Below are 19,506 nucleotides of genomic sequence, written 5' to 3'. Positions count from 1 at the left end.
CACCTTAGCGATGAGATGTTAGATTGTCGCTAACTCTAATATGACACTATCGGTGAAGCAATTCATGGCACAAGACAACTACACAGCGGATTCCATTGAAGTATTAAGTGGTTTAGACCCAGTTAAAAAACGTCCGGGTATGTATACGGATACCACCCGTCCGAACCATCTTGCCCAAGAAGTTATTGATAACTCAGTGGACGAGGCGCTAGCTGGATATGCTGACCAAATCGATGTGATTCTGCATAGTGACCACTCACTTACAGTTATTGACAATGGTCGTGGTATGCCGGTAGATATGCATGCTGAAGAAGGGGTGAGCGGTGTGGAGCTCATTCTTACACGCTTGCATGCAGGGGGTAAGTTTTCTAACAAAAACTACCAGTTCTCTGGCGGTTTACACGGTGTGGGCATTTCTGTTGTAAACGCTTTGACCTTGGCCCTAGAGGTGAAAATTCGACGTAATGGTGAAGTGCACCGCATTGCTTTTGCCAGTGGCAATAAAGTCAGCGAGCTAGAGGTAGTGGATGCCGTGGGCCAGCGTAACACGGGTACCAGTGTTACTTTTCTGCCTGATCCACAGTATTTTGACTCTGCTAAATTTTCTGTGGTGCGGCTTAAGCATGTGTTGCGAGCTAAGGCCGTGTTATGCAGTGGCTTAAAAGTAACCTTTTTAGATTTAACCAGTGCTACTAAAGAAAAACATGAATGGTATTACCAGGAGGGTTTAGACGATTACCTGCAAGCTGCTAATGAGGGTTATAACTGCCTACCAGAAACGCCTTTTGTAGGTAGCCGTAAAAGTGAAATTGAAGGTGTGGACTGGGCAGTGCAGTGGTTGCCAGAAGGTGGAGACCTAACCCAAGAAGGTTATGTCAACCTGATCCCAACCTCGCAGGGTGGCACTCATGTGAACGGTTTGCGTAGCGGCTTGCTGGAGGCACTGAGGGAATTTTGTGAAATTAGGGCCCTACTCCCTCGTGGTGTGAAGCTTGGCCCAGAAGATATATGGGACCGTTGCTGCTTTGTATTGTCGGTAAAAATGCAAGATCCACAGTTTTCTGGCCAAACAAAAGAGCGACTTTCTTCACGCCAAATTGTGGCTTACGTCTCTGGTGAAGTGAAGGATGCTTTTAGTTTATGGCTCAATAAGCACACGGACGAAGGCGAATTGTTAGCTGAACTGGTGATTAACCATGCTCAAAAACGCTTACGGGCTGGCAAAAAAGTTATCCGTAAAAAAATCACCCAAGGTCCGGCTTTACCTGGAAAATTGGCTGACTGCAGTGGTACCGATGTTAGCCGTGGTGAGCTATTTTTGGTGGAAGGTGACTCTGCTGGTGGTTCTGCCAAGCAAGCACGGGAGCGAGAATTTCAAGCCATTTTGCCTTTGCGGGGTAAGATTCTCAACACTTGGGAAGTTGATTCTGGGCAAATATTGGCCTCTCAGGAAGTGCACCATATCGCTGTTGCTATGGGTGTAGACCCAGGTGCTGACAATTTAGATGGGTTACGATACGGTAAAATTTGTATCTTGGCCGATGCTGATTCAGATGGCTTACATATAGCCACGCTACTATGTGCTTTGTTTGTGCGCCATTTTAAACCACTAGTCGCTGCAGGCCATGTGTATGTGGCTATGCCACCTTTGTATCGTATCGATATTGGCAAAGAAGTATTTTATGCCCTTGATGAAAACGAAAAACAAAGTGTGTTGGATCATATTACCGCTGAGAAAAAGCGCGGCAAGGTTAATGTTCAGCGGTTTAAGGGATTGGGTGAAATGAACCCTTCTCAGTTAAGAGAAACCACCATGAAGCCAGATAGTCGGAGGCTAGTGCAACTTAGCCTAGAAGCAGGTGACGGCACCATGGAAGTGATGGATATGCTGTTAGCGAAAAAACGTTCAGGCGATCGTAAGTCCTGGTTGCAAGAAAAAGGCAATTTAGCCCAAGTGGACTAAATTTAGATGGTGCCTGTGATCTTGTCACAAAACCAACGTTATCTTTGCACTCTTTTGCAGTGTCTGCACCCACCCTTGCAGTTGGACCCCTATAATAGAGCCTTCCCATTAGGGAGACTACTTAGCTAGGGGCAAGACCATTAAAACATATATCAAGCGCAGCTTAATGATCGTACCAACTATAGTGCTGGTAGGTTTGGTGGGTATATCAATGGCAATGGCAGATGGTAAAGGCTGCCATCACGGCGACACTCAGCACACTGATCAAAAAAGTCACGCGTACAAGGACGGCAAACAGGGCCACAAAATGGTTCGCAGGATCGCTAAGTCACTCGACCTGACAGAAGCGCAAGAAGGTGCTATCAAGCACATCATGAAAAGTCAGCATCAAGGCGCGTTAGGTGATCAACGAGCTATGGTGGCGCAGCTTTTAGAGTTAAGGCAGTTAGAGTCTGGCACCGATGCCTACATTGCTAAGGCTACAGCGATTGGCACTTTGCACGGCCAGAACATGGTGCAGCGTTTAATTGAGCGCGCCAATGTTGAAGCGCAAATTGTGGATGTGCTAACGCCAGAGCAGGTAGAACAATATCAAGTCATGCGTGATGAGATGGCTGACAAACGAGCAGAGCATATGTAAAAACGTGACAAAAAAGGTGATCACTCACATTAGCCAGTAAAAATAACCATAAATGGCTTTAACAAAACCGTAGCAGGTGGCCTTGCTGCGGTTTTTTGGCTTCAACTAGGATATAATTCCGCTCTTTTATGCACCCCTGCTCTTGGTTTCTTAGTGGGGGTAACTCGGAAGTCATCGCATGGCCATCAACTCCCTGATCCGCAACTTTTCCATTATCGCTCATATCGATCATGGCAAGTCCACTATTGCAGATCGCTTTATCCAAATGTGTGGCGGCTTGTCAGATCGTGAAATGGAGCAGCAAGTGCTGGATTCCATGGATATTGAACGCGAACGTGGCATCACCATTAAAGCTCAAAGTGTGACTTTGGATTTCCCCAGTAAAGATGGCAAAATCTATCAACTTAACCTTATTGACACTCCTGGACACGTAGACTTTTCCTACGAAGTATCTCGCTCTTTAGAAGCCTGTGAGGGTGCACTTTTAGTGGTGGATGCAGCACAAGGCGTAGAAGCGCAATCTGTTGCCAACTGTTATACGGCACTAGAACTGGGCTTAGAAGTGGTACCCGTGTTAAATAAAATGGACCTGCCTCAAGCCGATCCAGACAAGGTAAAGCAAGAAATTGAAGAAGTCATTGGCATCGATGCCAGTGACGCAGTTGAAGCCTCGGCTAAAAGTGGCTTAGGCATGGAAGCCGTGCTGGAACAATTGATTGAATTAATTCCACCACCCATTGGTGACGAAGATAAGCCACTACAAGCGCTAATTATTGATTCTTGGTTCGATAACTACCTTGGCATTGTGTCATTAGTGCGTATTAAGAATGGCGTGTTACGCAAGAAAGATAAAATCATAGTGAAGTCTACGGGAATACAGTATGGCGTAGAAGATCTTGGTATTTTTACCCCTAAGCGCACGCAAACTGGCATCTTAAGAGCTGGTGAAGTGGGTTATGTGGTTGCTGGTATTAAAGACATTCATGGCGCACCAGTTGGCGATACCTTAACTCACCTTAAAACTGCTGACGTTGAAAGCCTACCTGGGTTTAAGAAAGTTCAGCCCCAGGTATATGCTGGTTTGTTCCCTACTAGCTCTGATGACTATGAAGATTTCCGTGAAGCCTTGGCTAAGCTAAGCCTGAACGATGCCTCCTTGTTTTATGAGCCAGAAAGCTCTGATGCCTTAGGTTTTGGTTTCCGTTGTGGTTTCTTGGGCATGTTGCACATGGAGATTATTCAAGAGCGTTTAGAACGTGAATATAATCTTGATTTGTTAACTACGGCGCCCACTGTAATCTACGAACTAGAGCTCAATAACGGTAAAGTGGTCTATGTGGATAACCCATCAAAACTGCCTGATATGGGTGGTGTGGCAGAAATGCGTGAACCTATTGTGGAAGCTAATATTTTAGTGCCACAAGAGCACTTAGGTAACGTCATTACTTTGTGTGTGTTGAAACGTGGCGTGCAGAAGAATATGCAATTCACCGCCACTCAGGTTGCGTTGACCTATGACATGCCGATGAGTGAGGTGGTCTTAGATTTCTTTGACCGTCTTAAGTCTGTGAGCCGTGGTTATGCGTCTTTAGAATACAACTTTGTGCGTTTTGAAGAGGCCAAACTAGTGCGTTTGGATATTCTTATTAATGGTGAGCGGGTGGATGCTTTAGCGGTGATTATGCATCGCGATAACGCCCAGTCCCGTGGCAGAGCTTTATGTGAGAAAATGAAAGAACTGATTCCTAGACAGATGTTTGATGTTGCGATTCAGGCTGCCATTGGTGGCAATATTGTGTCTCGTACCACGGTTAAAGCCTTGCGTAAAAACGTAACGGCCAAGTGTTACGGTGGCGACATTAGTCGCAAGAAGAAACTTTTGTCGAAACAAAAAGAAGGTAAGAAGCGCATGAAGCAAGTGGGCAGTGTTGAAATCCCACAAGATGCATTCTTAGCCGTACTTAAGCTAGATAACTAAACTGTTAGTTAAGTACACAGTTATTAGAGATAAAGGATACATAGACCATGATGGATTTTGATTTTGAATTGCTGCTCACTGTGCTGGTAGGGGTGTTTGGTATTGGTTATGCGTTAGATGTGTGGTTGTGGAAACCTGCCCGTGTTAAAGCCTTGGTTCTGGCAACGGCTAGTGCTGGTGGTACGTTGCCTGAAGCCGACCAAAACAAAGTGATGCGCGAACCGATGTTTGCAGAATACAGCCGTTCGTTTTTTCCTGTGTTGGCCTTTGTATTGATCCTACGTTCTTTTTTTATGGAGCCTTACCAGATCCCTTCAGGTTCTATGTTGCCTACTCTTACGGTGGGAGATTTTATTGTCGTCAATAAATTCGAATACGGCATACGGTTGCCAGTACTAGGCACTAAGGTATTTAACTACAATGAGCCAAAAGTGGGTGATGTGATGGTTTTTAAGTACCCAAAGGATACGGCGATTAAGTTTATTAAGCGGGTGGTTGCTGTGCCTGGTGATACCTTAGAGCTACGCAATAAAGTCATTTATATCAACGGCGAACAGATGGCTCAGACTTATATCGCTGATCAGTCGCCAACGACGGAAATCTATAAAGAGCAAATAGGTGATGTTGAACACCTTATATGGCGTAATAAAAACCCAGGTAAAAACGGCGTAATCACCATTCCACAGGGAAAGTACTTCACGATGGGTGACAACAGAGATGGCAGTAATGACAGTCGCTATTGGGGCTTTGTGCCACAAGAAAACATTACCGGTAAAGCCATTGCCGTGTGGTTACACTGGGAAAACTTTTTTAGTTTGCCCAATTTTAGTACTGCCGGTAGCATAGATTAATATGAGAGCGCCTGCCGCAACGGCCTATCAGCAAAAAATTAATACATTGTGTGCGGCAATTGGCCATTCCTTTGCCGATTTGACACTGTTGGAGTTGGCGCTAATTCACCGATCTTGTGGCCACCACAATAACGAACGCTTAGAGTTTTTAGGTGATTCAATTGTTAACTTTGTTATTGCTAATGCTTTGTTTGATAAGTTCCCCAAAGCCCGCGAAGGTCAATTAAGTCGTTTGCGTGCAGGCTTAGTAAAAGGTGTGACGCTTGCTGAAGTGGCTAAAGAAATGCACATTGGTCCTTGCTTAAAACTAGGTGTTGGGGAGCTAAAAAGTGGTGGGCAGCGACGTGAATCGATTTTGGCTGATGCTACCGAAGCCATCATTGGAGCTATTTATAAAGATGCGGGGATGGATGTTTGCCAGGTGCGAATTTTGGATTGGTTTGCCTCTAGGCTAGAAAATTTGAGTCTCACTGATACCCAAAAAGATCCTAAAACGCGCTTGCAAGAGTATCTACAAGCAAAGAAATCTGATTTGCCCGTGTACCAGCTGATTGATGTTAAGGGGCAAGATCATGAGCAAATGTTTATCATAGAATGCCACAGCAGCTTACTTGATAAACCAACCAAAGCGGAAGCCTCCAGCCGCCGTATCGCAGAGCAGAAATCGGCCACGTTAGCATTACAGCAACTTGGCCAAGAGTCTTTATAGCAGAAAATATACCATGACAGATTTAGATACCTGGCTAGCAGCCCAAAATGACAGCAACACAAAGTGTGGATATGTAGCTATTGTGGGCCGACCTAATGTAGGCAAATCCACTTTACTTAATCGTATATTGGGCCAAAAAATTAGCATTACTTCTCGTAAGCCGCAAACCACACGCCATCAAATTCTGGGTATTAAAACCGAAGGTGACGTGCAGGTTGTTTATGTGGATACGCCGGGTTTGCATATAGATCAAGCCGACAAAGCTATTAACCGCTACATGAATAAAGCTGCTTCTAGTGCCTTAAAGCACGTAGATTTAGTGATTTTTATGGTAGATCGTACACGCTGGAACGAGGCTGACGAGCACGTCTACGAAAAAGTTAAAGCTGCCAATTGCCCGGTGATTTTAGCCATTAATAAAATTGACATACTCGATGATAAACAGTCCTTATTACCGTATTTACAAGAAGTGCAGCAGCGTTTGCCTAACGCGGTATTGGTGCCTATCGCGGCCCATACAGGTGCTTCAGTCGAGCAGTTAGAGCAATGTGTGCTTGACCAACTACCTAATGGGCGCCACTTTTTTCCTGAAGACCAAGTAACCGACCGCAGTGCGCGTTTTATCACTGCGGAGTTGATTCGTGAAAAAATCATGCGGCAGTTAGGTGATGAACTGCCTTATCAAATGACCGTAGAGATAGAAGAATTTGCCCAAGATGGGCCGGTGCTGCATATAGGAGCTTTAATTTTAGTAGAGCGGAAAGGCCAAAAACGTATCCTTATCGGTGACAAAGGCGACCGAATTAAACAGATCGGACGTGATGCGCGGGTGGATATGGAGCGTATGTTTGAGTGTAAGGTAATGCTCAAACTGTGGGTAAAGGTGAAAAGTGGCTGGTCTGATGATGAGCGAGCTTTACAAAGCTTAGGTTACGACGGCCTCGATTAAACTAGTATGACTGAACAGCAGCCCGCCTACGTATTACACAGCCGCCCATGGCGGGAAAGTAGCGTCATTGCTGATTTGTTTACGCTCCACCAAGGCCGAGTGTCGGTGATTGTTCATGGGGCGCGAAAATCAAAGGGTAAACAGCCGGCTAAACGCGCTTTAGTTCAGCCCTTTACGCCGCTTATGGTGAGCTTTACAGGGCGTGGTGAATTACGTACAAGCCTTCAGTTTGATGGGGCCGGTCCGCCATTAGACATAGTTGGTAACAGCCTTTACGGTGGCCTCTATGTTAATGAGCTGTTGCTCAAGTTACTGGCGTCAGATGACCCTCACCCCAATTTATTTGCCTACTACCAAGCCTTGCTCAATCAGTTGACGGGAAATTCCGTATTAGAACAATGTTTGCGCCCCTTTGAGGTCCATCTAATGGACGAACTGGGGTATCATATGGTGTTAGATAAAGACTATGTAACGGGCGAGCCAGTAGTGGTGGAAGCAGGTTATCAGTTACATCCACTGCAAGGGGTTTGTTTAAGCCAAATCCACCATCGTGAGGGCATTAGTGCCCCTTCGATTAACGGTAAGATATTGCTGCAATTAGCGGCAGGCCAATACACTGATAGCGAGTGCCTTAAAGTCGCTAAGTACATGGCTCGAGCTAACTTAGACCAGCTCTTGGGCGGCAAACCATTACAAAGCCGTAATCTATTCCACACTATCGTTAAAAAGTAACTAATATTAGTTTGCCGAAGTAAGACTAGCGACAATTAAGAGAAGACAAAAAATGGTTGATCCAAATCGAATTTTATTAGGCGTAAATGTAGATCATATCGCGACCCTACGCCAAGCTCGGGGTACACGCTATCCAGACCCAGTAAAAGCCGCTTTAGATGCAGAACAAGCTGGTGCAGATGGTATTACTGTGCATTTGCGGGAAGATGCACGCCACATTCAAGAGCGTGACGTGCGCGTTATGTCCCAAGTGTTACAAACACGCATGAACTTTGAGATAGCAGTAACCGATGCTATGGTTGATTTAGCCGTAGAGATTGCCCCAACTTATGTGTGTTTGGTACCAGAAAAGCGTCAAGAGCTCACCACAGAGGGTGGCTTAGACGTGGCCTCTCAAGAAGCAAAAATCAAGTCTGCATGCCAGCGTATGCAAGCTGTAGGCATTCAGATTTCTTTGTTTATAGATGCCGACAAGCAACAGATAGATGCAGCAAAACGCACAGGTGCAGAGCTTATAGAGATACACACGGGTGCTTATGCCGACGCCACCAATTATGCCCAACAACACGCCGAGCTGGTGCGTATAGCGGAATGCGCAACCTATGCCGCCAGTATTGGGCTTATTGTTAATGGTGGTCACGGACTGACCTTACAAAACGTAGAAGCCATCGCTGCAATCCCTGAATTTAACGAACTTAATATTGGCCACTCTTTAATTGCGGATGCGCTATTTGTTGGCCTGCCTCAGGCGGTAAAAAACATGAAAGCACTGATGTTAGCTGCCCGTGAACCCCAACGCCCTAGCCGCGTCTAACAAGGCACAACGAGACAGCACATGGTTAAGGCAATTGGCACGGATATCGTAGCAACCGCTCGTATTGAAGCGGCCCTAGAACGCTCAGGGCGCAAGTTTGCCCAGCGTATACTCACAGAGTTGGAAATGGCTCAGTTTGATGTAGCCAGCCAGCCAGCTGCTTTTTTGGCCAAACGCTTTGCTGCTAAAGAGGCCGCCGCCAAAGCCTTAGGAACGGGTATTGGCCGTGGTATTTCTTGGCAGCAAATGCACATAGAACACGATGAAATGGGTGCGCCTCTGCTTATCTTTAGTGGGGCAGCTGCACAACGTCAAGCTGATTTGGGTAGCCAAAAAACCCATATCAGTATTGCCGACGAATTGGACCAAGCCTTAGCTTTTGTAGTGCTAAGCTAGGCTGTTAACTAGAGGTCAGTATGCACAAGTTTCCCACCATAGAAGACTATGTAGGCAATACGCCCTTAGTTCGCTTACAGCGTTTGCCGGGTAATACTAGTAATGTCATTCTGGCCAAGCTTGAGGGCAACAATCCAGCAGGCTCGGTGAAAGATCGTCCAGCCCTGAGCATGATTACAGAAGCAGAAAAACGTGGTGATATCCAACCTGGTGATGTGCTTATTGAAGCCACCAGCGGCAACACGGGTATTGCCCTAGCCATGGTGGCAGCTATAAAAGGCTATCAACTGAAGTTAATTATGCCTGATAACATGAGCTTAGAACGTAAGGCGTCTATGGCTGCTTATGGCGCTGAACTGATTGAAGTGACTGCAGCTCAAGGTATGGAAAGTGCTCGGGATTTAGCCCTAGCCATGCAGGCCCGTGGTGAAGGCAAGGTGCTTGACCAGTTCGCCAATAGTGATAACCCATTGGCCCATTACCGCACAACTGGTCCTGAGATGTGGCAGCAAACCCAAGGTAAAATTACCCATTTGGTTAGCTCCATGGGCACCACAGGCACTATCATGGGGTTATCGGCTTATTTAAAGGAACAAAACCCAGAGATACAGATTCATGGCCTGCAGCCTAAGCCAGATTCGCAAATCCCCGGCATTCGTCGCTGGCCTGAAGCCTACTTGCCAAGTATTTTTGACGCCGCAAAAGTGGATGCCATTATTGACATGGACCAGGCTGAAGCGGAAGCAACTATGAAAGCCTTAGCGACAGAGGAAGGCATCTTTGCTGGGGTGTCTTCTGGTGGTTCCGTAGCTGGCGCATTGCGGCTGTCTAAGCAGGTAGAAAATGCTGTTATTGTTTGTATTATTTGTGATCGTGGCGATCGCTACTTATCCACTGGAGTATTTGCTTAATCATGGCCCGTTTATCGCCCTTACAGCGCAAACTTAAACTTAAAAACCCTTCGGCCTCGGCTAAGCAAAAGCGTGCTCAAGCCCAAGAAGACGTTGAAGTGGTCACTTTGCCTGTAGGTAAGCACTTACACATAGAGCTTGAAGACCTAAGTCACGATGGTCGTGGTGTTGGTCGCTGGCAAGGAAAAACTATTTTTGTTGAGGGTGGATTGCAAGGTGAATTGGTGAAGGCAGAAGTGCTTAGCGACCATAAAACCCACGCTGAAGCCCGTTTGTTGGAGCTTAAGCAGGCCAGTGATCAACGAGTTTCACCTTTTTGTCCTGTGTACGACACGTGTGGTGGTTGTCAATTGCAGCACTTAGAGCCAGTGGCTCAAATAAGTTTTAAGCAGGCCGCTATTGCTGAGCAATTACGTCGTCTAGCGGATATCGAACCTAAACAATGGGCGCAACCTATTACTGGTCAAAGCCTTGGCTACCGCCGCCGGGCGCAGCTGGCTACACGTTATTTTGCTGACAGCAAAACCTTATTGCTGGGTTTTCGTCAAAGTGGCCATAAACACATTGTGCCAATCAGCCAGTGTCCCGTATTGGAGCCAGCTCTGTCTAAACTATTAGTGCCTCTACGTGAAATATTAGTGGCTTTGGAACATACACAATGGGTTACCCATGTGGAGCTATTACAAGCTGATGCAAGAGCCTGTATTAGTTTAAAGGTATCGGCCACGCTGACAGCCGAAGATCAGCAGCTGTTGGCTAATTTTGGTGCGCAGCACGCAATTAGTATGGTGTGCCAGCAAACGGACCATGATGACCTATGGTTAAGTGGCAATATAGAGGGGCTAAGCTACAGTTTAGTAGTGGCTGGAATAGACAAGCCCATTGAGTTAGATTTTGCAGTACAAGATTTTGTTCAGGTAAACGCCAAGGTTAACCAAGGCATGGTTGCTCAGGCTCTAGAATGGCTGGAGCCAAAAGCTGGGGACCAAGTGTTAGATTTGTTCAGTGGTGTGGGTAACTTTGCCCTGCCGATTGCAAGCATGGCTGATCAAGGTGTTGCTGTATTGGCCTTAGAAGGTGACTATTCCATGGTAAAACAAGGCCGTAAGAACGCTCAGCGCAATGGTTTGGTTTTGGTCGACTTCGAACATGCAGACTTGTTTGATGCTAGCGCCCGCAAGCTGTGGCAGAAAAAGTCCTTTAATAAAGCCTTATTAGACCCTCCTCGTGCGGGGGCTAAAGGCATTGCCCAGTTACTCAAAGGTCAGCCCTTGGAACGTGTGGTTTATGTGTCATGCAACCCTGCATCTATGGCGAGAGATTTAAAAGAATTTCAGGCCCTTGGGCTAAACGTTGCTAAAGTGGGCTGTATAGACATGTTTCCCCATACCCCTCACTTAGAAGTTATGGCTTTACTTGTTCGAAAATAATGCTCAAGTAATAACAGATGAACTACAATAACGAGCGCGCCTTAGCGCGCTATTTAGACGGAATTTAACCATGGTACAGGTACGCGCAATACACCCAACCCATGCTGACGGTAACGTTGATATCCAAGCCTGGATGGCGGGCTTGCAAAATCAAGTAGAGCTGGCAGATACCAGCCGCCTACAAAAGGCCTGTGAATTGGCCCAAGAAGTTCGTGACCACGCCAGCAAAAGTGAAGATATTTGGGCCACAGAAGAAGTTGACTGCTTTCGCACTGGACTTGAAATGGCCGAAATTTTAACCACCCTGCAGGTGAACGAAGAAACCTTGGTAGCTGCAGTGTTATATCGAGCTGTGCGTGAAAATAAATTGCCCCTTAACGATGTTAAGGAGATCTTTGGTCCAGTGGTAGCCAGGTTGATTGATGGTGTGTTGCAGATGGCTGCTATCAGCAACTTACAAAGTCCCACACGAGATAGCATTTTAGGCCAATCAGATGGCCAGCTAACCAACGTTCGTAAGATGCTGGTGTCCCTAGTAGATGATGTGCGTGTTGCATTGATTAAACTGGCTGAGCGTACCTGCGCCATTCGAGCAGTAAAAAATGTGGATCGAAAAAAACGCTACCTAGTATCCCGAGAAGTTTTTGATGTATACGCGCCTTTGGCTCACCGCCTAGGTATTGGCGCTGTTAAGTGGGAACTTGAAGACCTATCATTTCGTTACCTTCAGCCTAATGCCTATAAAGAAATTGCCTCGTTTTTAGACGAGCGGCGCATGGATAGGCAAGACTACATTGAACGCGTGCTAGCTGATCTAACAGAACAACTCATGGGCGCGGGCGTTGAGCCAGATATCATGGGCCGAGCTAAGCATATTTATAGTATCTGGCGCAAAATGCAACGCAAGAACATTGAGTTTTCTCAAGTTTACGATGTGCGTGCAGTACGTATACTGGTGCCTGAACTTACCGACTGTTATACCGCCTTGGGTATCGTCCATGGTTTGTGGCGTAATATCCCTCAGGAATTTGACGACTATATTGCTACCCCTAAAGAAAACGGCTACCGCTCCTTGCATACGGCGGTGATTGGTCCAGAAGGCAAAGTTGTAGAAATTCAGATTCGTACCTTTGCTATGCACGATGAAGCAGAGCTTGGTGTGTGTGCCCATTGGTTGTACAAAGGCACCGATGTTAATAGCAATGGAAGCTCATACGACGATAAACTAGCATGGCTACGTCAGGTATTGGAGTGGCATGACGAAGTGGGCGATGGAGTTGAGTTTGTCAACCAAGTTAAGAGTGATGCGGAGCAAGATCGTATTTACGTGTTTACTCCTGAAGGCCACGTAGTGGATCTGCCTAATGGGGCTACACCTATTGATTTTGCTTACCGCGTGCACACAGAAGTAGGTAATACCTGTCGTGGGGCAAAAATCCATGGCCGTATAGTGCCCCTCACCTATGGTTTACAAACTGGCGATCAGGTCTCTATCATGACGTCTAAAGGCGGTGCGCCGAGTAGAGATTGGATGAATCCAAACTTAGGCTATGTAAACGCTGGTCGTACGCGGGCTAAAATTAGCCACTATTTTAAACAGCTAGACAAAGATAAAAATGCTACTGCGGGACGCCAGTTGGTGGAGCGTGAAATGCGTCGCATGGCTATTACAGGTCTGGACTATAATCAAATCGCTGCTGCTATCAACTTTAAACATGTAGAAGACATGTATGCGGCTTTAGGTGCCGGCGATGTTCGTTTAGCTCAGGTTATTAATGCTGCCCAACAACAAGTAGAGCCGAATCTTAAGTCTAAGAAGCAGCTAGACCTTAGTCTCTTAAATGGCAAGACTAAGTCTACTTCAGTCGCTGCTAATGATGTTCAAATAGCCGGTGTAGGTAATCTCCTAACCACCATGGCTAATTGTTGCAAGCCAGTGCCAGGTGACCCAATAACTGGCTTCATTACCCTCACTCGTGGTGTTTCTGTGCATCGTCAAGACTGCCTTAATATTATGAATATGGCTGAACGTGACCGTCAACGTATTATCGAAGTGAGCTGGTCTGGCAGTAGTGAGCACACCTACCCTGTAGACATCTTTATTGAAGCGGTAGATCGATCTGGCTTATTGAGTGAAGTTGTTATGGTGTTGGGCAATGAAAACGTTAACTTGGGTAATATCAGCACTAACGTCGACAAAAAAACCCATTCGGCGACGATTTCAATGACCATCGACATACCTCGTTTGGACCTACTCGGCCGCATCTTAGATAAAATAAGCCAACTACCTAACGTGTTGGATGTGAGGCGACAAAAAAATGGCTAAACATACAACTAATACTGACGATGCTATGCAACAGTTGTTGGATATTATGGCTCAATTACGTAACCCAGATGGCGGTTGTCCGTGGGATCTGAAACAAGATTTCCGTAGTATTTTGCCCCATACCTTAGAAGAAGCCTATGAGGTTGCGGACGCCATAGAGTCCGATGATCGGATGCAGTTGCGGGACGAGCTTGGGGACTTGTTATTTCAAGTAGTGTTCTATTGCCAGCTAGCCCGTGAAGAAGGTAGTTTTGAATTTGCCGATGTAGCTCAAACTATGTCTGATAAACTAATTCGTCGCCACCCCCATGTGTTTGGCCCCCAAGCCAATGGACTGAAGCAAGGGGCAACAGGTCTGGATGCTGATCAGGTGTTAGAGCGTTGGGAAAGTATTAAGCAGGCCGAGCGTGATGCTAAGCAGCAGCACTCTGTGTTAGATGATGTGCCTAATGCCTTGCCCGCTATGCAGCGCAGTGCAAAGTTGCAAAAGCGCGCGGCCAATGTGGGTTTTGATTGGCCTGATTTAACGCCCGTGCTGGCCAATATGGCAGAAGAGCTGGAAGAGGTTCAGAAGGCTTTTGCTAGTGGCGACAAGGACCACACTCTAGAAGAGCTAGGTGATTTAATGTTTGCCTGTGTCAATATGGCTAGGCATTTAAAACAAGACCCAGAACAAGTGATGCGAGCTGCTAACGCCAAATTTGAGCGACGTTTTCGCTTCTTAGAATCACAGTTGTTAGAGGCTGGAGAACAGCTAGAAAATGTCAGCTTAGAACGTATGGATGCAGGCTGGGATGCGGCTAAGGCCCAAGGCTTATAGTGTGTTGATAGTGCGCTTATATCCGCTATAAGCCAGTTTTACTTAACGCCCGTGGCACTAAAGTATAGTTTTAGTTACACTACTCGGCCGAGTAAAATGTGTATTTGAATAATGGGTTTCTTAACAAACGGATGGTGATAAAAAGGCCTCCCTTTTTCGTCCCTTTGCTAAGGCATCTTAATATAGTCGAACATGGATTGACTCTACTATTAAATAATGGCCATAGTATCTTAAATTCTTTGGAGTTAAATCATGAAGTTAATCCTTTTGGGGGCGCCTGGCGCAGGTAAAGGTACGCAAGCACAGTACCTTACTGAAAAGTACGGTATTCCTCAGATTTCTACAGGTGATATGCTACGAGCAGCAGTTAAGCTGGGCACCGAGTTAGGCCAAATTGCTAAAAAAGTAATGGACCAAGGTGGCTTAGTCTCCGATGAGTTAGTTGTCAATTTAGTTAAGGAACGTATTACTCACAACGATTGTACAAAGGGCTTTTTGTTTGATGGCTTTCCACGCACAATTCCGCAAGCTCAAGCGTTAAAAGACGCTGGTATCTCAATTGATGGAGTGGTTGAAATTGACGTTGCTGACGAAGAAATTATTAAGCGTATGAGTGGCCGCCGAGTGCACCCTGGTTCTGGCCGCACTTATCACCTTGTTTTTAATGCCCCAAAGCAAACAGGTAAAGACGATGTGACTGGTGAAGATTTGGTTCAACGTGCTGATGATCAAGAAGATACAGTGCGCCAGCGCTTAAGCATATACCATCAGCAAACAGCACCATTAATTGATTTCTACAAGAGTTTAATTGCCTCTGACGGCCCTGCTGCACCGGCATATCATTATATTGCAGGTGTAGGAAGTGTGAGCGACATTAAAGCAGCTGTTTTTTCAGCACTCGACAAGTAACATCGAAGATGACTCACATATTGGCACTGGATACTTCTGGCAATGCCTGCAGTGTCGCTTTATGGAATGACGCTGGCCTTTTAATGGGCAAAGAAGAACCCACGGAGCGGCAACATACAAAGCGGTTGTTGCCCATGGTGAAAGACTTGTTGCTAGCAGCTGATGTAAAAATGTCTAACCTCGACGCGATCGCCTATGGTCGTGGGCCGGGTTCGTTTACAGGTATTCGCATCGCCGCAGGTGTGGCTCAAGGTTTGGCTTTTGGTATCGATTGCAAAGTGCTCCCCATATCAACCCTCGCAGCCCTTGCGTTGCGCCTGCATCAGCAGTCTAATATTGCCAACCTAGCCTATGCCTGTAGTTTAGATGCGCGTATGGGAGAGGTGTACTGGGGTGAATACATCATTGACGAAGATCACCCCGAAATTGCCCTACCTCAAGTTGCAGAAAGAGTGTGCTCACCAACGCAAGTAGAGGTGGTTAATTCGCTTTATGCTGCCTGTGGTAGTGGCATGGCGGTGGCTAATATACCCCAAGCAATTATTGCATCTGCTCAATCGGTATGTTCAGATCTACAGCCAAGAGCATTAGAAATGGCGCGCTTAGCAGGGGCTGACTTTGCTCTAGGGCGCCAATGTGCTCCTGAAGATGCGTTACCTGTATACTTGCGTGATGAGGTTACATGGCAGAAATTGCCGCGCTACCAATAGTCTGCTTTCCCTACTGAGGATTACCCATGGATTGGATCCAAGCTAGTATCATTGCTTTAATTCAGGGCATTACCGAATTCTTACCCATCTCCAGCTCGGCCCACTTATTGTTTCCAAGTTTATTGTTAGGTTGGCCTGATCAAGGCTTAACCTTCGACGTAGCGGTGCATTTGGGTAGCTTATTGGCAGTAGTTATTTATCTGCGAAAAGACTTAATTCGTATGGTTGAAGGCTTGTGTCAATGGCAGCAACAAAAACGCTTGAATCAGCAGGCAACCTTGGCGTTAATGCTGATCGTAGCAACCTTACCAGCGGTGTTTTTTGGTTTGGTACTTAAGGACTGGATAGAAGTGAACGCGCGGGCGCTGTGGGTGGTGGCTGTGACGACTCTTGCTTTTGGTTTACTGCTTGGTTGGGCAGACTGGCGCAGCCGCAGACAGCATCAAATAGCAGCCATGAGTTGGCGTCACACCTTATGCATAGGTTTGGCCCAAGCCTTAGCCTTGTTACCCGGCACCTCCCGCTCCGGCATCACCATGACTGCTGCGCTCATGCTCGGTTACACGCGTGAAGCCGCCGCACGTTTTTCCTTTTTAATGTCTATTCCAATCATCTTAGCAGCATCTAGTCTAATGACCCTTGAATTGGTGACCAGTGCAGTTGCGGTTGTATGGGCGCCTATGCTAATTGGGTTAGTAGTGTCCTTTGCAAGTGCTTGGTTGTGTATCGTGTTGTTTATGCAAGTGATTAGTCGTATGGGCATGTGGCCCTTTGTCGTCTATCGTATGGTCTTGGGAGTGGGCTTATGTTGGCTGATACTACCGACACTAAGTTAGCTGTTGTAGCGGCGGGTTTCCAGTTTTTAGAGTCAGCATTAGCCCTAGAACTTGGTATACCTGTTATCAAGAAAACCAACAAAGGGTATGATTTTTTATTACGTTTTACCCCTGAAGGCTTGGGTTTAGAACCAGTGGACGGGCGCAGTGGTGCCGTGCGGGTTGATTTTTCAGCAGGCAAAGCACGCCACCGAAGGGTCTTCGGTGGCGGCAAAGGGCAGCAGGTTGCCAAGGCCGTGGGTGTGCAAGGCTCAGTGCGCCCGAGTATGCTTGATTTAACTGCGGGGTTAGGTGGCGATGCCTTTGTATTAGCCAGCCTAGGTTGTCAGGTGTCTATGGCAGAGCGTCAGCCGGTAGTGAGGGCTTTGTTGGCAGATGGTTTGTCCAGGGGTGCATTGGACATTGACGTTGGCGGCATTGTGGCAGCAATGTGCCTAAAAGAAGGTGATGCTTTGTCTGTGATGGCCGCTTGGCAGGGCGCAGCACCTCAAGTTATTTATTTAGACCCTATGTTCCCTCATTCAGGAAAATCCGCCCAAGTAAAAAAAGAAATGGCGCTGTTTCGGCAGTTGGTAGGGTTTGATGAAGACGCTGATGATCTGTTGGCACCAGCCCTAGCCTTAGCCAGCCATAGGGTGGTGGTAAAGCGACCAAGAATTGCACCAGACCTTGCTCAGCGCAAGCCCACTTATCGGCTTGAAGGTAAATCTAATCGTTTTGATATTTACGTTAATAGAAGTTTCGGGTCGAACTAAACTAGTAATGTGGGGGTGGCTGATTTGCCTTGGGACCACCTTGGCCAGCATCTGCAGTTTGTTGCAAGCTCGTCATCTGCTGCGCCAATAACCCCAGTGCTCGGTCCATCCTAGTGAGATCCTTTTGCTGTTTGCTCACAACTTCGTTGAGAGTGTCTATTGTTTGTTCTTGAAAGGCAATTTGTTGCTGTAATTCGACGATATCGGCGGCATTATTCATGATATTCTCAAGAAGTTGCAAAAAAATAGTGTTTTATATATCAAGTGTTTGATTGGACGCTGGTTTTTCTATAATCTTGCGTGATTGTACCGACTTTATGCCGCCTAGGATATGCAAATGGACAAAGGTAGCGGTGCAATACTTTAATACTAAAACAATAAAATCTGAGATATCGAGTCATTATGAGACGCACATTATTTATTTATAGCTTCATTATTAGTTTAATCGCCGCTTTGGCATTACCATTTATTTTAGACGAAGTCATTCACGGCTCAAGTATCGTTGATAGTCAATATGAGTTAGTGGCTGCTGTGGCGTTTGCCATGTTCTGGGTTGCTACCCTTGCCACGGGTGTTAAGTTCATTTCTACGGGCGTAGAAGATGATGGGCACTGGGACGAAATGGATGACGATCCAAACCGCGAATCTGGCACTGTAAAATGGTTTAACGTTACCAAGGGGTTTGGTTTTGTAACGCGTGACCAAGGTGATGATGTATTTGTTCACTTCCGTTCTATCCGTGGTAAAGGCCATCGTTCTTTATTAGAAGGTCAGCGTGTGCGCTTCAGTGTGACCGAGAGTGACAAAGGCATTCAAGCAGAAGATGTCTCTATAGTAGGTTAATAGCGAATGTTTTAGCTACTGTGCTGGGGGTTATGTTAGGTATTTTGTACTGCTTATTCGCAATGCCCTAATCAAGAAAGACTAGACGTATTCGGTCTAATTTAATGTAATAAAACCTAAGGTAAGGTGGGAGTTTGCAAAGTGGATAATGCGCAACAACTGCCTTACTCAACAAGTGCAGGCTTAGGCCAAACTGCAAAGATTGGCCTGATTGTATTACAAACTGATCAGACCATAGAAGATGAGTTTCGGCAAATGTTAGCCATCGATGGCGTTGCCTGCTATCACTCCCGTATTGCCAATGCCATGCAGGTCACTCCTCAAACACTGGCGCAGATGCAAGCAGATCTACCCATCGCTGCCAGCCTATTACCTAAAGCCTTTGAATTTAATGCCATTGGTTATGGGTGTACATCGGGCGCTACTATTATTGGCGAAGAACAGGTGGCACAACTGATTTTGGCTGAGCACCCTAACGCCAAAGTCAGCAACCCCCTGAGTGCATGCAAGGCTGCGTGTGCGGTTTTACATCTGCACAAAATTGCATTGCTCACTCCCTACACCCCTCAAGTTACTCAAGCTTTGAGCGACAACCTTTGTGCCAGCGGCATCGTTATCTCTCACACGGGTTATTTTGATATAGAAGATGACTTTGAAGTAGGCAGGGTAGATTCGACCAGCATACTTGATGCTATCATCGCCCTAGGGTCGCATAGTGATTGTGATGGCGTATTTGTTTCTTGTACCAGTTTAAGGGTTGCAAACGTCATCCTTAAGGCGGAGCAACACCTAGGCAAACCTGTGATTTCTAGTAATCAGGCCCTTGCTTGGCACCTGTTGCGGCTATCTGGAGTAAACAAAAACTTAACCCAGTTTGGTTGTCTATTCAGCAAATACTTGCCAAGTTAATGGTTAAAATTTTACCTAAAAGGAC

The 19,506-nt window shown here is 46.3% G+C and carries 20 protein-coding genes; 19 read left to right on the top strand and 1 reads right to left on the bottom strand.

What is annotated here, in order from left to right; all coding sequences use genetic code 11:
• Positions 1–64: 64 nt before the first annotated feature.
• From parE to ABXT70_RS12165, 17 genes are all read left to right on the top strand, one after another.
• Positions 65–1,963 (top strand): DNA topoisomerase IV subunit B, encoded by a 1,899-nt coding sequence (parE, locus tag ABXT70_RS12245; protein WP_443640750.1) that lies wholly within the window; start codon positions 65–67, stop codon positions 1,961–1,963.
• Between the two features lie 166 nt (positions 1,964–2,129).
• Positions 2,130–2,603, top strand: a complete 474-nt coding sequence (locus ABXT70_RS12240) for a Spy/CpxP family protein refolding chaperone (protein WP_443640749.1) — start codon at positions 2,130–2,132, stop codon at positions 2,601–2,603.
• Between the two features lie 178 nt (positions 2,604–2,781).
• Entirely contained in the window at positions 2,782–4,581 is a 1,800-nt protein-coding gene (gene lepA, locus ABXT70_RS12235) for a translation elongation factor 4 (RefSeq protein WP_443640748.1), read from the top strand.
• Positions 4,582–4,628: 47 nt separating this feature from the next.
• A complete protein-coding gene (gene lepB / locus ABXT70_RS12230; protein WP_443640747.1) occupies positions 4,629–5,432 on the top strand; it encodes a signal peptidase I in 804 nt (267 codons plus the stop codon).
• A gap of 1 nt (position 5,433) precedes the next feature.
• The gene (gene rnc, locus ABXT70_RS12225; RefSeq protein ID WP_443640746.1) at positions 5,434–6,141 is read left to right on the top strand and encodes a ribonuclease III; all 708 of its coding nucleotides are present in this window, start codon (positions 5,434–5,436) and stop codon (positions 6,139–6,141) included.
• A 13-nt stretch (positions 6,142–6,154) separates the two neighbouring features.
• A complete protein-coding gene (gene era / locus ABXT70_RS12220) occupies positions 6,155–7,090 on the top strand; it encodes a GTPase Era (RefSeq protein WP_443640745.1) in 936 nt (311 codons plus the stop codon).
• A 6-nt stretch (positions 7,091–7,096) separates the two neighbouring features.
• The gene (gene recO, locus ABXT70_RS12215; RefSeq protein ID WP_443640744.1) at positions 7,097–7,822 is read left to right on the top strand and encodes a DNA repair protein RecO; all 726 of its coding nucleotides are present in this window, start codon (positions 7,097–7,099) and stop codon (positions 7,820–7,822) included.
• A gap of 52 nt (positions 7,823–7,874) precedes the next feature.
• A complete protein-coding gene (gene pdxJ / locus ABXT70_RS12210) occupies positions 7,875–8,636 on the top strand; it encodes a pyridoxine 5'-phosphate synthase (RefSeq protein ID WP_443640743.1) in 762 nt (253 codons plus the stop codon).
• Between the two features lie 21 nt (positions 8,637–8,657).
• Entirely contained in the window at positions 8,658–9,032 is a 375-nt protein-coding gene (gene acpS, locus ABXT70_RS12205; protein WP_443640742.1) for a holo-ACP synthase, read from the top strand.
• 20 nt (positions 9,033–9,052) lie between these two features.
• Positions 9,053–9,943: a cysteine synthase CysM gene (cysM, locus tag ABXT70_RS12200; protein ID WP_443640741.1), complete on the top strand. Its 891-nt coding sequence runs from the start codon at positions 9,053–9,055 to the stop codon at positions 9,941–9,943.
• Between the two features lie 2 nt (positions 9,944–9,945).
• Complete coding sequence (rlmD, locus tag ABXT70_RS12195) at positions 9,946–11,373, top strand: 23S rRNA (uracil(1939)-C(5))-methyltransferase RlmD (RefSeq protein ID WP_443640740.1); 1,428 nt, start codon at positions 9,946–9,948, stop codon at positions 11,371–11,373.
• 70 nt (positions 11,374–11,443) lie between these two features.
• Positions 11,444–13,699, top strand: coding sequence for a GTP diphosphokinase (gene relA / locus ABXT70_RS12190; protein WP_443640739.1), 2,256 nt, complete (start codon positions 11,444–11,446; stop codon positions 13,697–13,699).
• On the top strand, positions 13,692–14,519 hold the full coding sequence (gene mazG, locus ABXT70_RS12185) for a nucleoside triphosphate pyrophosphohydrolase (protein ID WP_443640738.1): 828 nt from the start codon (positions 13,692–13,694) through the stop codon (positions 14,517–14,519). Before relA ends, mazG begins: the two co-directional genes overlap by 8 nt.
• 252 nt (positions 14,520–14,771) lie before the next feature.
• On the top strand, positions 14,772–15,428 hold the full coding sequence (adk, locus tag ABXT70_RS12180; protein WP_443640737.1) for an adenylate kinase: 657 nt from the start codon (positions 14,772–14,774) through the stop codon (positions 15,426–15,428).
• A gap of 8 nt (positions 15,429–15,436) precedes the next feature.
• Positions 15,437–16,138: a tRNA (adenosine(37)-N6)-threonylcarbamoyltransferase complex dimerization subunit type 1 TsaB gene (gene tsaB, locus ABXT70_RS12175; RefSeq protein ID WP_443640736.1), complete on the top strand. Its 702-nt coding sequence runs from the start codon at positions 15,437–15,439 to the stop codon at positions 16,136–16,138.
• Positions 16,139–16,164: 26 nt separating this feature from the next.
• The gene (locus ABXT70_RS12170; protein WP_443640735.1) at positions 16,165–16,974 is read left to right on the top strand and encodes an undecaprenyl-diphosphate phosphatase; all 810 of its coding nucleotides are present in this window, start codon (positions 16,165–16,167) and stop codon (positions 16,972–16,974) included.
• Positions 16,944–17,729, top strand: a complete 786-nt coding sequence (locus ABXT70_RS12165) for a class I SAM-dependent methyltransferase (protein ID WP_443640734.1) — start codon at positions 16,944–16,946, stop codon at positions 17,727–17,729. Before ABXT70_RS12170 ends, ABXT70_RS12165 begins: the two co-directional genes overlap by 31 nt.
• 1 nt (position 17,730) lies before the next feature.
• Here the strand turns inward: ABXT70_RS12165 and ABXT70_RS12160 are convergent, their stop codons facing one another.
• Positions 17,731–17,949, bottom strand: coding sequence for a SlyX family protein (locus ABXT70_RS12160; protein WP_443640733.1), 219 nt, complete (start codon positions 17,947–17,949; stop codon positions 17,731–17,733).
• A gap of 182 nt (positions 17,950–18,131) precedes the next feature.
• Here ABXT70_RS12160 and ABXT70_RS12155 point away from each other — a divergent pair, with 182 nt between their 5' ends.
• Both ABXT70_RS12155 and ABXT70_RS12150 read left to right on the top strand, forming a co-directional pair.
• Positions 18,132–18,572: a cold-shock protein gene (locus ABXT70_RS12155; RefSeq protein WP_443640732.1), complete on the top strand. Its 441-nt coding sequence runs from the start codon at positions 18,132–18,134 to the stop codon at positions 18,570–18,572.
• A gap of 141 nt (positions 18,573–18,713) precedes the next feature.
• On the top strand, positions 18,714–19,481 hold the full coding sequence (locus tag ABXT70_RS12150) for a maleate cis-trans isomerase family protein (RefSeq protein ID WP_443640731.1): 768 nt from the start codon (positions 18,714–18,716) through the stop codon (positions 19,479–19,481).
• Positions 19,482–19,506 lie beyond the last annotated feature (25 nt).

The organism is Candidatus Njordibacter sp. Uisw_039 (genome assembly GCF_047730075.1).
Classification (GTDB): domain Bacteria; phylum Pseudomonadota; class Gammaproteobacteria; order Pseudomonadales; family Balneatricaceae; genus Njordibacter.
This window is presented reverse-complemented; position numbering and strand designations above follow the sequence as displayed.